At 68.0% G+C, this 13,172-nt stretch carries 15 protein-coding genes, 1 tRNA gene and 1 pseudogene; 7 read left to right on the forward strand and 10 right to left on the reverse strand.

What is annotated here, in order from left to right:
- Window positions 1–69: 69 nt before the first annotated feature.
- From J2S66_RS04585 to J2S66_RS04605, 5 genes are all read right to left on the reverse strand, one after another.
- Window positions 70–708, reverse strand: coding sequence for an integrase core domain-containing protein (locus J2S66_RS04585; RefSeq protein WP_310304143.1), 639 nt, complete (start codon window positions 706–708; stop codon window positions 70–72).
- Window positions 709–920: 212 nt separating this feature from the next.
- The gene (locus J2S66_RS04590) at window positions 921–1,184 is read right to left on the reverse strand and encodes a hypothetical protein (RefSeq protein ID WP_310304145.1); all 264 of its coding nucleotides are present in this window, start codon (window positions 1,182–1,184) and stop codon (window positions 921–923) included.
- The gene (locus tag J2S66_RS04595; protein ID WP_310304148.1) at window positions 1,185–1,505 is read right to left on the reverse strand and encodes a DUF6247 family protein; all 321 of its coding nucleotides are present in this window, start codon (window positions 1,503–1,505) and stop codon (window positions 1,185–1,187) included. It lies immediately after the preceding gene.
- A gap of 493 nt (window positions 1,506–1,998) precedes the next feature.
- Complete coding sequence (locus tag J2S66_RS04600) at window positions 1,999–2,136, reverse strand: hypothetical protein (RefSeq protein WP_310304151.1); 138 nt, start codon at window positions 2,134–2,136, stop codon at window positions 1,999–2,001.
- Window positions 2,137–2,202: 66 nt separating this feature from the next.
- Complete coding sequence (locus tag J2S66_RS04605; RefSeq protein ID WP_310314657.1) at window positions 2,203–2,487, reverse strand: integrase core domain-containing protein; 285 nt, start codon at window positions 2,485–2,487, stop codon at window positions 2,203–2,205.
- Between J2S66_RS04605 and J2S66_RS04610 the strand changes: the two genes are divergently transcribed.
- A complete protein-coding gene (locus tag J2S66_RS04610; protein WP_310315382.1) occupies window positions 2,380–2,601 on the forward strand; it encodes a hypothetical protein in 222 nt (73 codons plus the stop codon). The genes J2S66_RS04605 and J2S66_RS04610 overlap by 108 nt on opposite strands.
- A gap of 280 nt (window positions 2,602–2,881) precedes the next feature.
- Here the strand turns inward: J2S66_RS04610 and J2S66_RS04615 are convergent, their stop codons facing one another.
- Together J2S66_RS04615 and J2S66_RS04620 are read right to left on the reverse strand one after the other, a co-directional pair.
- A complete protein-coding gene (locus J2S66_RS04615; protein WP_310304153.1) occupies window positions 2,882–3,130 on the reverse strand; it encodes a hypothetical protein in 249 nt (82 codons plus the stop codon).
- 106 nt (window positions 3,131–3,236) lie between these two features.
- Window positions 3,237–4,157 carry an aminoglycoside phosphotransferase family protein gene (locus J2S66_RS04620; protein ID WP_310304156.1) on the reverse strand — a complete coding sequence of 307 codons (921 nt, stop codon included), beginning with the start codon at window positions 4,155–4,157 and terminating at the stop codon, window positions 3,237–3,239.
- A 209-nt stretch (window positions 4,158–4,366) separates the two neighbouring features.
- Between J2S66_RS04620 and J2S66_RS04625 the strand changes: the two genes are divergently transcribed.
- Window positions 4,367–4,438, forward strand: a tRNA-Pro gene (locus tag J2S66_RS04625).
- Between the two features lie 22 nt (window positions 4,439–4,460).
- Window positions 4,461–6,770: a hypothetical protein gene (locus J2S66_RS04630; protein ID WP_310304158.1), complete on the forward strand. Its 2,310-nt coding sequence runs from the start codon at window positions 4,461–4,463 to the stop codon at window positions 6,768–6,770.
- 257 nt (window positions 6,771–7,027) lie between these two features.
- On the opposite strand, the gene J2S66_RS04635 is transcribed toward J2S66_RS04630, so the two are convergent.
- Window positions 7,028–7,186, reverse strand: a complete 159-nt coding sequence (locus J2S66_RS04635) for a hypothetical protein (RefSeq protein WP_310304161.1) — start codon at window positions 7,184–7,186, stop codon at window positions 7,028–7,030.
- Window positions 7,187–7,669: 483 nt separating this feature from the next.
- Between J2S66_RS04635 and J2S66_RS04640 the strand changes: the two genes are divergently transcribed.
- A complete protein-coding gene (locus J2S66_RS04640; RefSeq protein WP_310304164.1) occupies window positions 7,670–8,068 on the forward strand; it encodes a hypothetical protein in 399 nt (132 codons plus the stop codon).
- Between the two features lie 41 nt (window positions 8,069–8,109).
- Here J2S66_RS04640 and J2S66_RS04645 read toward each other — a convergent pair whose 3' ends face one another.
- Window positions 8,110–8,535, reverse strand: a complete 426-nt coding sequence (locus tag J2S66_RS04645; protein WP_310304166.1) for a hypothetical protein — start codon at window positions 8,533–8,535, stop codon at window positions 8,110–8,112.
- 34 nt (window positions 8,536–8,569) lie between these two features.
- On the opposite strand from J2S66_RS04645, the pseudogene J2S66_RS04650 reads away from it, so the two are divergent.
- Window positions 8,570–9,108, forward strand: a pseudogene (locus J2S66_RS04650) (ISL3 family transposase); the annotation flags it as partial.
- Between the two features lie 84 nt (window positions 9,109–9,192).
- Entirely contained in the window at window positions 9,193–10,881 is a 1,689-nt protein-coding gene (locus J2S66_RS04655) for an ISAzo13 family transposase (RefSeq protein WP_310304168.1), read from the forward strand.
- A 159-nt stretch (window positions 10,882–11,040) separates the two neighbouring features.
- On the opposite strand, the gene J2S66_RS04660 is transcribed toward J2S66_RS04655, so the two are convergent.
- The gene (locus J2S66_RS04660; protein ID WP_310304170.1) at window positions 11,041–12,270 is read right to left on the reverse strand and encodes an amidohydrolase family protein; all 1,230 of its coding nucleotides are present in this window, start codon (window positions 12,268–12,270) and stop codon (window positions 11,041–11,043) included.
- Window positions 12,271–12,382: 112 nt separating this feature from the next.
- Between J2S66_RS04660 and J2S66_RS04665 the strand changes: the two genes are divergently transcribed.
- Window positions 12,383–12,958, forward strand: coding sequence for a TetR/AcrR family transcriptional regulator (locus J2S66_RS04665; protein WP_310304171.1), 576 nt, complete (start codon window positions 12,383–12,385; stop codon window positions 12,956–12,958).
- The last annotated feature ends 214 nt before the right edge of the window (window positions 12,959–13,172 follow it).

Below are 13,172 nucleotides of genomic sequence, written 5' to 3' on the forward strand. Positions count from 1 at the left end.
TTCGCCGGATCGACCGGTCGGCGTCCGACGGCGGCAACCCTGTGTCTGCCGAAACGTCGTCCGTGCAGGTCAGGCGGCGTGGTACTCGTTGAGGATGCCGCTCAGCCGCTGTCGTTGGCGGATGTCGAGGCGGGTGAGGGCTGCTTGGTTCGTGATGGGTTGGGGCAGAACGCGTAGTGGTTGGGCGTTGGTGATGCCTTGGTGGGGGCGGTGGGTGTTGTAGAAGTGCTCGTACTGGCGTAGGGCGTGGAGTAGGTGCTGCTGGTTCCGGATCAGCGTGCGGTCGAGGAGTTCGCGGCGGCAGCTGTGGATCCAGCGTTCCATGATCGCGTTCATCCGCGGGATGCGGATTCCGCTGAGGACGACCCGGAGGCCCGCGTCGGCGAGGACGGAGTCGAACAGGGCGGGGAACTTGCCGTCATGGTCGCGGATCGGGAACCGCGCGTGTCGACCTTCGTCTTCGAGGTCCATCACGAGGTTTCTGGCGGCTTGGGCGACCCAGGATGCGGTCGGGTGCGCGGTGGCGCCCAGGACGCGAATCCGGCGGTTGGCGTGCTCGATGACCGCGAGCGCGTACAGGCGGGCTCCGCTCAACGTGCGGGTCTCGACGAAGTCGCAGGCCAGGAGCGCCTCGGCCTGCGAATGGAGGAAGGTTGACCAGGTCGTCGTGGTGCGCTGGGTACTTGCGGGGTACCAGAAGTCGGCCACATGGCTCTACCTGCGGTTACGCGGCTGTGAGTTCGTACTCGTCGATCAGGCTGTCGAGGACTGGTCGGCGGCGTGTCGACGGCAGCCCGATGACTTGTCGAGCGGTACAGCACAAGTCGCGTGAGTCGACCCTATAGTTTCAGTATTGACTGAAAAGCGCTGTGGTCACCAGATGTTGGGATCGCGCCCGTGAATCTTCTTGTTGTGCGCGGTCAGCCGAGGTCTTCGAGCCAGAGGACGCGTTCGACGACAATGCGTTTCTGTTGTTCGAGGATGAGGTAGATGATGAGGCCGTTGCCGTGCCCGTAGACGAGTTGGCGCAGGGCGCCGGTGGGGTTGGCGCGGTGGTAGGGCTCGCCGTACCAGGGTTCGTGGGTCAGCAGGGTCATGGCCTCGGACAGCGGTTCGTCGGCCTCCGCCGGCAGTGCGTGGATCTGGTCCCAGACCTCGTCGGGAAGTTGGATCTGGTAGGTCACCTATCGGCCGCCGCGCTCCGCCTGCAGTTCGTCCCAGGTGCGCAACCGTCCGGGTGTCTGGCCGGTGGTGCGGGTCTGGTCGATGCGGCCGAGCATCCGCCGGTGGGCGGCGGGGTCGTGCCGGGTGACGGTGGCGATGCGCCACCACTGCTCGATCACGCTGCGGACCGGTTCCAGGCTCGACTCGGCCGCGGCCTGGCCCAGGGCGTGGCGGCAGTCGACGTCGAAGGCGTCGCGTTCCTCGGGCAGCAGTGCGGCGCGGATCGCCTCGGGGGTCTTCTCGACCTCCGGCGATGGCGGGTGTGCGGCTGCTGCGGTCACATCGACACGATAGCGGGTCGGCGTGGGCGGTGGCCCGGCGACAACGACACGATGGCGCGTGTCGTTGTCGCCGGCTGGCGGCTACGACCCTTGTCCTCCGCGTCGACCGATGCATCCGCTGTCCGGGCCAGATGAGGGTCGGATGCGCGACCATCACAGTCGGCGGTCTGCGGATCGTCAGGGAGCGGGGGTGTGCGTGGGAGCGGACGCTGGGAGCAGAATGGGAGCCGTCGGACGTGTTCAACAGCGTTAAACCGCATTCAACGACTCTCAACGGTCACGCATTTTCGGTGGTAATTCTGTTTTCGCTGGTAGAGGATTTATTCTGGCTTCATTCACACCGAAGAGGTCACTGGTTCGATCCCAGTATCGCCCACAGTGTATTTGTGCAGATCAATGGCTCGTAGACGATCTTCGTCTGCGAGCCGTTGATCGTTCCGGGGAGCAAGCGGGGAGCAGACGATCTTGACCACCTCCGTGTTTGCGAAGGTGGTCAGGGGTTCGTGCTCCCCGTCTGCTCCCAGCGCCGCTGCAATCCGGCGATCATCGCCTCGACCATCGGCTCGGTGACGTGGGAGTAGACGCCCATGACGCCGCGGAACTTGTGGCCGATCCTCTTGTGCTGCAGCACCTCGGGGACACCGTCCTCGATGAGCCTGTGGGGTGTCAGAAGTCGGCCATATGGTCTGACCCGCGGTTAGGTGGCTGCGGGTTCGTACTCGTTGATCAGGCCGTCGAGGGCTGGTCGGCGGCGTATCGAGGTGTAGCCCGGCTCTGCGATCGGCCGGTCTGGTCGCGGTGGTGTGAGTTGTAGGGCTTGATGTGGTCGGCGGTGGTTGTAGTGGGTCGCGTAGCGGTCGAGTACCGATCGCAGGTGGTGTTCGTTGATGATGAGCAGTCGGTCGGTGGCTTCGCGTCGGACGGTTCCGACGAATCGTTCGGCGTGGGCGTTGGCTCGTGGGCACTGTGGTGGGGTCTTCACGACGTGGACGCCTGCGTCGGAGAAGACCGCGTCGAACGAGTTGGTGAACTGGCCGGCCTGGTCGCGGATGAGGAATCGGAAGTCGTCTGCCCGGTCGCCGAGGTCCATCAGTAGGTTGCGGGCTTGTGGGGTGGTCCATGCTCCGTCGGGGTTGGTGGTGCGAGGATGTGGACGTAGCGGGTGGCGACCTCGAGCACGAAGAGCGCGTACACGCGTTTGAGGGTGACCGCGCAGTCGACATGGAAGAAGTCGCAGGCCAACGTGCTCGTGGCCTGGGCGTGCAGGAACCGTCGCCAGGAGGTGTCGGTGTCGCGCCGGGGCGGGCGGTATCCGCAGGCGCTCGAGCACGCGGCGAACCGTTGACGCGGCTATGCGGTGGCCGAGCTTGAGCAGTTCACCCTGGATCCGGCGGTAGTGTCACCAATCGGTGTTCCCGTAACCAGTTGGGTAGGCGTCGGACCAACGCGGCGAGCATCGCGCGACCGGCCCAGTCCAACCGTGGGCGAGGGTTGGTTCGGCGCAGCACGGCGACTTCGTGCCGCAGCACGAGCAACTCCACGTCCTTGACCGCTGATAACCGGCCGAGCAGAACCAACCAGCCGACGACCCGGACGAAGATCAGGTACAGCAGTCGTAGCACCACGCCTCACGATCATGCTCCTGCAGCCCATGGTGCGCGATCACCGCAGCTCAGCGCCTCAGCGCAGAGTTCTGAAACCTCACAGGGCCGTGGCCGACCGGTGCCGGACTCAGGTCGACGACGTGTCCGCGAGGATGCGTGCCAAGGTTCGCTGGCCCATCTCGCTCATGGCCGGATTGCTCTCGACGTAGTACCAGGCGGCTCCCATCGCTTGTTCGAAGGCCCACGCCTTACCGCGCTGCCACTCGAGGTCGTCGCAACCGAGGACGTCGCGGAACGCCTGCCGTGGCCCGGGTTCGAGCAGGTGCCAAGCACCTACGAGATCCAAAGCGGGGTCCGCGGGACCCAGGCCGCCGACATCGATGATCCCGGTCAGGCGCCCATCGGACACGAGCACGTTGCCGGGGATCAGGTCGCCGTGGGTCATCCTGTCGCCGGCGGTACCACGCGGCAGGTTGCGCAGGGCGTTCCACTCGCGGCGAAGCCTCGGAACGTCCAGGAGTCGTCCGCTGTTCTCGAAGCAGATTTCCATCCACGCGTCGCGGGACCGCAGGTCCCCTCCTCGGCCTTTCCCGTTGAACGTCCGGCCCCGTGTGTCGACAGCGCGCACACCACGGATGAACTCGGCCAGGTCGTACGCGAACGCGACGGACTCGCCAGGGTCCTCCTCCGCGGCCACGACCCCGGGCAGCCAGGTCTGCACCGACCACGGAAGCGGGTAGCCCGTCCCGGGTTCACCCAGCGCGACCGGCTCCGGCGTGCGGAACCGCGTGCGACCCGCCAGTTCTCGGGCTGCTTCGGCCTCGGACTCCAACCACCGCCGCACCGACCCGACCTCGCCGGGGCGCAAGGGGAAACGAGCGGCGAGCCGATCGCCGATGCGGAAAATGGCGTTGACCGTCCCCCGCGAAGCGACACCCGTCACGGGCAGGCCCCGCCACCGAGGGAACTGCTCATCGACCAACCCGCGCACCGTCTCCAGCGCCACCGTCAGTTGATCGGCATGCATCTGCACGACAATGAGCTTCATTCACTTCGATCACCGAGCGCAACCCAGTTCTCTGTCGAACCACCGCCCACGAGTGCACACGCAACAGACGGTCGTCGGCATGTGCGGACGTGTAGTCGGCCGTGGGCTTCGGCGCGATCAGCTCGGACTTGCCGTCGAGGTCGGCGGTCATGGGTCTTCGGGTAAATCGAGGGCGGCCTACGTGCGTGGTCGATACGATCCGCGCATCTCATGGAGTAGATCAGTGGCAGATCACCCCGCTTGGGACGGGGAGGGCGCGGGTTCGATCCCCGCCTCCATGTCCGGCCGACCGTGGAGTCCGCAGTGTCCGATCAGGTGCGCACCGCTTCGTCCGGTTACGCGACCGGTCAGCTGGCGCGGGCGTTGGCCGCGGCGGTCTCCGCGGGTACCGAGGCCGACCGCGAGCGGGCGCTGCGCAAGCTGCGGCGCTGGGAGGATGTCGTTAGCGGGATGGCCGACGGCATGCTGACGGTCGGCTCCCGCACCCCGGTCGCGGACACCCCGGCGTGGGTGACGCTGGAGGTCGCGCACGGCGGATTCGCGACCGGTGGGTACCTGGCCGAGGTGCCGCTGTCCGAGGACGAAACGGCCCGCGTCGCCTCCTTCCCGGACGACGTGCCCGGCAGGAACGAGCGGGAACGGCTCAACTGCTGGTACCTCGGCGACGCCGGCCAGGCCGAGCTGCTGGACGCGATCCGCAGCGGGCACTACCGGGTCGAGGTGCCGGAGGACGCGGCGCTGCCCGTCGTGGCGTTGCTGCTGGACAGGGGTTTCCCGGAGCAGGCGCTCGACCTGGTCGCCGAACTGCGCCCGCTGATGCACCGGCTGCGGCTGGCGCCACGCTTCGAACCGGTCCCCCGGCCTTCGGACGCAGCCGTCCGCCTGACCTCGGTGAAGGACGCCGCCGCGTCGCTGCGTTCCGCGCGGGTGCCGGTGCAGCTGGCCAAGATGCGCGACGCGCTGACCGTGTGGGATCCGCTGTACGACCGGCTGGTCGCGTTGTGGTGCCGCACCGTCGACGACGAGCTGCCGCACGTCGAGGAGAACGGAACCGTGCGCGGCGGCTGGCCGTGCCGGACGTGGCCCGCGGACTGGGCGGCGGCCAGGACCGAGTGGCTCGCGGACTTCGCCGAGACGTCTCGCACCCACGCGCCCTCGGGCAGGCAGACCAACCCGAAGAGCAACTTCGCGAGACTGCGCAGCGCGCTGGAGTCCTGCCCGGACGGCAGCGACGCGCTCACCGCGCGGGAGGTCGGCTGGATCCGCCGCGTCATCGCGAGCACGGTGAGCCACCGGGGCGCTCCGGGAACCGGACAACGCGACGCGTGGCGCACCGCCCAAGTGGCCACCGTCGCGGCGCCGACTCACGCCGCACTCGCCGGCGTGCTCGCGGGCAGGCTGGACCGGTACCCGGCGGACGGCGGCCTGCCGTCGCTCGACGTCGCCACGGCCGCGGTGTCCGAAGCCGAGGCGACCGACGAAATCCCGTACGGCACGACGATGCCGGACCACCTGGTGCACAAGGCGGCGCGGTCGCTCGAAGCACCGGCGGACGAGCTGGTGCGCCTCGGCGTGATCACGTCGGGGGAGACGCTGGCGGTCGTGCTGCCGCAACTCACCTCACGGCTGCTGAGCGCGTCGATCGACGACCCGGTCGTGGCGGGGCTGCACGAGCAGACCTACACCGCGTTCCGGCGTCGCCGCGGCCTGCTGTTGCTCAACCTCGAACACCAGGTGCGGTTCACCGAGCTGCCCTGGGTGGACGCGCTCGCCCCCTACCGCTCGCCCAAGCCGGACAACGCCGGGGCCGCACATCGCGCCCTGCGGCAGACCACGGTGCTGGCGCTCACCGCGTTCCCGCACGCCCTGCTGCCGAACCCGCTGGTGACCGAGCTGAGGACGCTGGCGCAGCAGGCAGGCCTGGAGCTGCCGCTCGTGGAGGAAGTGGCCGCGGACATCTTCATGGGCACGTTCACCACCAAATGGCGCGAGGCCGGCGCGGTGGCGAGCCGTCTGCTGGCCGGCACGCTCTACGCGAACTACTACGACCTGCCGGCGGACTGGCCCACGCCCCGCCGCAAGAGGATGCGTTGGAGCAAGCACACCGCCGAGGACTTCTCGGAGCTGTGCCGGGAGCGGGCGGGCACCTCCGGCGGCTCCATCGCGGCGAACGGCATGGTGCTGGAGCAGAGCCAGATCCTGACCACCCACAACCTCGCCGTGCTGGTCGACGGCCTGAACCTGACCGACGAGCTGCGCGAACGCGCGCCGGAACTCGCGTGGCAGGCGTTCGGCTGGCTCGTCCGCAGGCTGACCCAGCGCGCGGCCCACCGGCACGCGGCGCTGATCCAGGTGAAGAACGCGGCCTACGCGTGGCGACAAGCCCTGTTCCTGCTCGCCTTCTGCGAGCCCGCCGTGCAGCTCGCCCACGCGGAAAGGCTGGCGGGCGAAGCGCGCGGCACCGCACTCGAACCGGCGGTCGAAGGTCTGCTGCACGTGCTCCACGGTGGCCGTTTCACGCCAACCGGAACCGTGCAGCACGGCACGGCCGTGCGGTTCCTCGGCTGGGCCGAGAACACACACCCGCTCCTGACCCCCTCCGGCCACAGCTGACCCTGGGGGGTGCCAGAAGTGGGCCACATGGCTTGACCTGCGGTTACGCGACTGTGGGTTCGTACTCGTCGATCAGGCCGTCGAGGACTGGTCGGCGGCGTGTCGACGGCAGCCCGATGATTTGTCGAGCGGTACAGCGCAACTCGGCCTGAGTCTAATCTATAGTTTCAGTGTTGATTGAACAACAGTATTGTCGTCAGGTATTGGGACCGCGATCGAGAATTTTTGTGGCGTGATGGTCAGCCGAGGTCTTCGAGTCAGAGGACACGTTCGACGACGATGCGTTTCTGTTGTTCGAGGATGAGGTGGACGATGAGGCCGTTGCCGTACCCGTAGACGAGTTGGCGTAGGGCGCCGTGGGGGTTGGCGCGGTGGTAGGGCACGCCGTACCAGGGTTCGTGGGTCAGCAGGATCATGGCCCTCGGACAGCGGTTCGTCGGCCTCCGCCGGCAGTGCGTGGATCTGGTCCCCTGCGTTCACCGAGCGAAATCGACCGGTCATCGACAGGGCGGCCCTCCCAGCCCAGCCCCAGCCGCGCACCGGTTGTCGTCCGCAGAACAGGACATTCCGGCCGGACAAGAACTGCGGTGGCAGAACATCTCCGCGTCCTGCCACCGCACGGCCCGGATACCGCCCCGTCGTCAGGAACCTGTGCGCGGCCCGGCTCCGCGACCTCGGCGGTACCACCCCATCGCCCAGGACTCCCACCCGGCCGTCTCGTCGACGTACGGGCCGGACACCCAACCCACCACCCGGATGACCGAGGTCGCACCGTTCGGTCGCTGTTCCGGTTCACCCTGACCGGTGATGCTGGATACGGCTGTTCCTGCTCACATCACCCGAAGGGGTCGAAACTCGTGCGGAGACTGTCCTGCGCCCTCGTGGCCGTCATCGGAGTCTTGTCCCTCGTCACCCTGCCCTCGACGGCTCAGGCGACCGGCCGGGCCGATTCCCCGGTCGGCGACCAGGCTGCCGGCCTGGAGTGCACGATCTACCCCTACTGGACCTATCCGCCCGTCTACAGCGACTACTGCGTCTCGCCACGTCCGTCGTACAGCTCCACCATCGACTTCCGGGTGCAGTCGCCGACTCCCGGCGCCACCTACTCGTGGTCGCTGAGCGGCGCCCCTCTGCCGTCGTCCTGCACGTCCACGTCGTCGACCTGCACCGTGGTGGTGAACACCACCCGGGCCGACCGCTACGTCACGGCGACCGTCACGTCCTCGTCCGGTGTCCTGACCTCCGAAGCCTGGGCGCTCGCGGCCTGCCCCGGACCCACCGGCGTCGAGTTCTGCTGAGAGGTCGGCCGCGGGGTTGACGACGGGGATCCCGTTGATCTTCAGGTTCGCCAGCTCGACCGCGCCCGCGGTGCGGGCCCGTGCCGGTGCCCGGTCGTGCGGACGACCGGGCCGCTACCCTTGGAAGTACTGGCGCGGCGAGCCGTTGGTGTTTCGTTGGTGCCACGCCCGAGGGCGGTGAGTGCGGGTCGTTCGTAATCGGCCGAGCGACGTGGGCAGCGGGTGCGCATGGCGGTGACCACGCGGTGCCGGGCGCGGCGGACCGCGGCATGCGACCGTGCCGCCGGGACCGCGGCCAGCGCCTCGTGCATGGGGGTGCCGCTCCCCACCGTCAGTTGCCGGCGAGAGACCGCGTTCTCGCGCCGCAGCACCAGCAGTTCGGTGTCCGTCGCCGCCTCGCGGCGCAGCATCACCGACGGAACTGACAGCGATTTCCGGGTCACCCCGTAAATCAGGGACACGATCACCCGGCCATGGTCTCAAGACGGTGGTGCTCTCGCTCTACCAGCGACGATGACTTTCGAAAGGCGCAGGATCAACCGCCTCGGGTTATCGGGGGGAAGCTCAGATGCTCGCCTGGCTGGCCTGTCGGCCGTGCCGGTGTCCCGCAGCACCGCGTTGCGCCGTCTACGGAGCCTGTCACTGCCCGAATTGACAATTCCGCGGGTGATCGGCGTGAACGATTTCGCCCTGCGTCGCCGACACCGCTACGCCACGATCATCGTCGATGCCCAGACCGGTCGACGTGTCGCGGCCCTGCCCGGCCGCGACGAGACCGCCTTGGAGTCCTGGTTGCGCGAGCATCCCGGTGTCGAGGTCGTGTGTCGGGACGGCTCGGTCGCCTACGCCGAGGCCGTCCGTCGCGCCTTGCCCGACGCGGTGCAGGTCAGCGATCGATGGCATCTCTGGCGGAAGCTCTGCGGAAGGTCCTGCTCGAGGTCCGCGTGCACGCCGGGGGCTGGGCCACCGTCAACCCGACCCGTCCCGGCGGAGTTCACGAGCACACTGTCCTCGAACGTCGGAACAAGGTTCACGAGCTGGGGACTTGACCCAATGCCGGGTAGTTAAAGGATTCGCAGAGAAATAACCCGTAGATTTCGGTCTTGGGCTGTCATGCTTGTGGTATGAGCCTGGTCGAGGATGCAGGGGCAGCGCTGGCGGCGAAGTTCGAGGTGCTGTTGCCGCATCTGGACGAGCGTCAGCGGCGGCTGCTGCTGGCCGCGGAAGCCAGGGTGTTGGGACACGGTGGGATCAGGCTCGTCGCCCGCGCCGCGGGGGTGCGTGAGGCCACGGTGTCCCTGGGGGTCACGGAGCTGGAGTCCGGCGAGGCCCCGCTCGGACGGGTGCGCCGTCCCGGCGGGGGCCGCAAACGCGTCGCCGACCTCGACGCGGGGCTGCGTCCGGCGTTGCTGGCCCTGGTGGAACCGGACGTGCGGGGTGATCCGATGTCGCCGCTGCGGTGGACGACGAAGTCCACCCGCAAACTTGCCGCCGAACTCACCGCCCGGGGCCACCGGATCTCCGCCGACACCGTCGCGGACCTGCTGCGGGAAGAGGGCTTCAGCCTGCAGAGCAACGCCAAAACCCTGGAGGGCAAGCAGAATCCCGACCGGGACGCGCAGTTCCGTTACCTCAACGAACAGGTCAAGAACCACCAGGCCGCCGGGCAACCGGTGGTCAGCGTGGACACCAAGAAGAAGGAACTGGTCGGGCAGTATGAGAACGCGGGCCGCGAGTGGCGCCCCGGCGGCGACCCGGTCAAGGTCGACACCCACGACTTTCCCGACACGACCCTGGGCAAGGCCGTGCCCTACGGGATCTACGACCTGGCCGCCAACACCGGCTGGGTCAACGTCGGCACCGACCACGACACCGCCGCGTTCGCCGTCGAATCGATCCGCCGTTGGTGGAAGACGGCCGGCCGCAACATCTACCCGCAGGCCGGACGCCTGCTGATCACCGCCGACGCGGGCGGCTCCAACAGCTACCGCACCCGCGCGTGGAAGGCCGAACTGGCCGCCCTGGCAGTGGAAACCGGTCTGACGATCACCGTGTGCCACTTCCCTCCCGGAACATCCAAGTGGAACACGATCGAGCACCGGCTGCTCTCCCACATCACCATGAACTGGCGCGGCCGGCCTCTGACCAGCCACGAGGTCATCGTCAACACCATCGCCGCGACCACCACCCGAACCGGGCTGACCGTCCACGCCGAACTCGACACCGGCACCTACGACACCGGAGTCCGCGTCAGCGACGGACAGATGGACGCGCTGCCACTGGACCGGCACGAATGGCACGGCGACTGGAACTACACCCTGCGACCCGAGACATACCCCCGGATCCCCGTCACCACCCCCGACCCGTTCGACCGACCCAGCCCCGATGTGGCCTGGCTGTGCCACCCCTCCATCACCGGCCTGCCCACCCGCGACTGGCACACCCTCATCACCGCGCTCACCGCCCCGCACGAGGAGCAACGCGAAGCCCTGCTGGCCACACGACGCGGCCACCGCCCCCGCCACAAAGGCGGCCCCGACACCGGTCGACGCCCGGTCCTGACCCTGGCCGACCGGCTCCTGGCCACCGTTCTGCACTACAGGTCGGGCCTGCCCCAGGTCGCCGTCGCCGTCCTGTTCGGCGTGCGCCCCGAAACCATCAACAAACGCATCCGCGACATCCGAAACCTGCTCGACCAGACAGGCCGGACCATCCACCCCGCCGAACACCGCCTCACCAGCCTGGACGACCTCTACAACCTCGCCCACACCGCAGGCATCACCATCCCGGACAGCACCACACCAGCGAGTTAATGATCTGCAAGCCCTTAACTACCCGGCATTGGGTCAAGTCCCGAGCGCTGGTCACACTGGCGGCCGATCCGGGTTGTCGTGAGGGCTGTGGCCAGCCGCTCATGCCTGGCCGCAGCCAAGGAAGTCGCTGCCGCGGAGAAGGTCTACGCGGTGACGACTTCACCCTTGCGCTGTGAAGCCGCCAAGGCGAGTGCCGCGGCGCCAGACGTCACGGGTGCCGAGGGTGTCGGAGATCGTCGTGGTCGGATCACCGTTCACCAGAAGGAGGTCGGCGCGCGCGCCTTCGGCGATGCGACCGCGGTCGTCGAGGCCGAAGCGACGTGCCGGAGCCGATGTGGCCGCAGCCAGTGCGCTGGTGGGGGAGAGGCCGGCCTGGACGAGGTACTGCAGTTCCTGGTGGACGCTGGCGCCGTGGGCCAAGCCGCCCAGGAAAGGGAGCGGCATCGAGGCGTCCGTGCCGACCAGGAGGTCGACGCCTGCTTCGTGCAGCGCCTTGACGGAGCGCAGCACGTCGTCGAGTTTTCCTCGCGGGTAGCGGTTGAAGCTGCTGCGGAGGGTCTCGGTCCAGGCCGCATCGAGACGGGAGGACACGCGCGGGTCGTCAGCGAGGGCGTCACCGGTGATACCCATCATCGACGCGTTGAGCACCACGCAGGGTACGACGAAGATGCCGGAGGCCGCGATGAGCTCGACGAGTTCGTCGGTGTGCGGCTGGTCCATGAACAGGTGGACCAGCCCGTCGATGCCTGCATCGATTGCCATCCTGGTCGCCTCGGCGGTGAGGGTGTGGGCGACGGTGAGCATGTTGTGCCGGTGCGCTTCTGCGACGCCTGCGGCCACGGTCTCCCGGTCGAGCATCGGAAGGCCGGGGTGACCTTCGACGCTGCCGTCGTCGATCATGAACTTGATGTAGTCCGACCCGGTCGCGACCAGTCGTGGGATGAACCCGGCCGCTTCTTCCGGCGTGGTGGAGAAGGGCTGGACGATCTCGCCGACGGGGCGACGTCCCCCACCAGGTCGGAAGCCCTCGGGGAACAGTTCGCTGGGATGCCCACCAGGAGGCGTGATCCCGAAGCCCGCCGATCGGACGTCGGCGAGAGCGTCGTTGTCGGTGATGTGTGTCCGATTGGGCCTGGTGTGGGCGCCCTGCATCTCCAGTTCCGTGGTGACCCCGAACCGCAGGGCCAGAGCCAGCGCCTCTTCGCTGGTGTGCACATGAGCATCGAACAGGCCTGGTAGCAAGGTGCCGCCATCGGCGTCGACGATCTCGCTCCCTGCCGGCGCGACAGCGCCGATCGACGTGATGACGCCCCTGTCGATCACGACGGTGTCGGCGTCGAGTACTCGTTCGCCGTCGAAAACGCGCGCGTTGGTGATCGCAGTGCTCATGGTGTCGCTCCTGCCTCGGGTCTCTGTCGCTGCGGCGACCGAAGACTAGAACGATATCAAACTTAGAACAACTTCAAAGTTAGGGTAGTTCCAGGTGCTCTATGCTTCACCCGTGGAGACGGTGGGGCGCAGGGAGCGCAAGAAGGCGCAGACGCGTCAAGCTCTGGCAGAGGCGGCGATGACGCTCTTCCTGGAGCGCGGGTACGACAACGTGACCGTGGCCGAGATCGCCGCGGCCGCCGACACCGCGCTGGGTACCGTGTTCAGCCACTTCCCGGACGGGAAGGAATCCCTGATCTTCGATGACGGTGCTCAGCGCACTGCCGCTCTGGTGGCCGCCGTCCGTGATCGCCCGAGCGGGACGACGATCCTGCGGGCGCTGCGGCGGTTCCTGGCCGACCGAGGGCCGTTCCGGAACGATCCCTCGGTGGAGTTCCGCCGCAGAACCGAGCTGATCGTCGACACTCCCGCGCTGCGCGGTTATCAGCTCAAGCTCTGGCTCCGAGGTCAGGACGCCCTCGCGGAGGCCATCGCCGCCGAGTGCGGGAGGTCTGCCGGTGACATGGACATCCGTGCCCTTGCCCGCTACGTCCTGACGGTCCCGGATCTCGCCGGCGCCGAGCCTGATCCGCGCGCCGCTCTCGACGTCATCTTCGACATGCTGGAACAGGGATGGCGTGAAGCCTGAAGTGCCTGTGGGGTGCCGGAAGTCGGCCACGTAGTCCGACCTGTGGTTGGACGGCCGTGGTCTCGTATCCGTTGATGAGGCCGTCGAGGACTGGTCGGCGACGCATCGACGTGCAGCCCGGCTCTGCGGTCGGCCGGCCCGGTCGCGGTGGTGCGAGTTGCAGGGCTTGGTGTGGTCGACGGTGACTTCGCGTCGGACGGTCCCGACGAACCGC

It is taken from the genome of Saccharothrix longispora (genome assembly GCF_031455225.1).
Taxonomy (GTDB): Bacteria; Actinomycetota; Actinomycetes; order Mycobacteriales; family Pseudonocardiaceae; genus Actinosynnema; species Actinosynnema longispora.

Coding starts and splice junctions, on each gene's coding strand:
- J2S66_RS04620 (WP_310304156.1), bottom strand. CDS start 4,157: ATGAAGCTCATTGTCGTGCAGATGCATGCCGATCAACTGACGGTGGCG.
- J2S66_RS04635 (WP_310304161.1), bottom strand. CDS start 7,186: ATGATCCTGCTGACCCACGAACCCTGGTACGGCGTGCCCTACCACCGC.
- J2S66_RS04655 (WP_310304168.1), top strand. CDS start 9,193: ATGAGCCTGGTCGAGGATGCAGGGGCAGCGCTGGCGGCGAAGTTCGAG.
- J2S66_RS04660 (WP_310304170.1), bottom strand. CDS start 12,270: ATGAGCACTGCGATCACCAACGCGCGCGTTTTCGACGGCGAACGAGTA.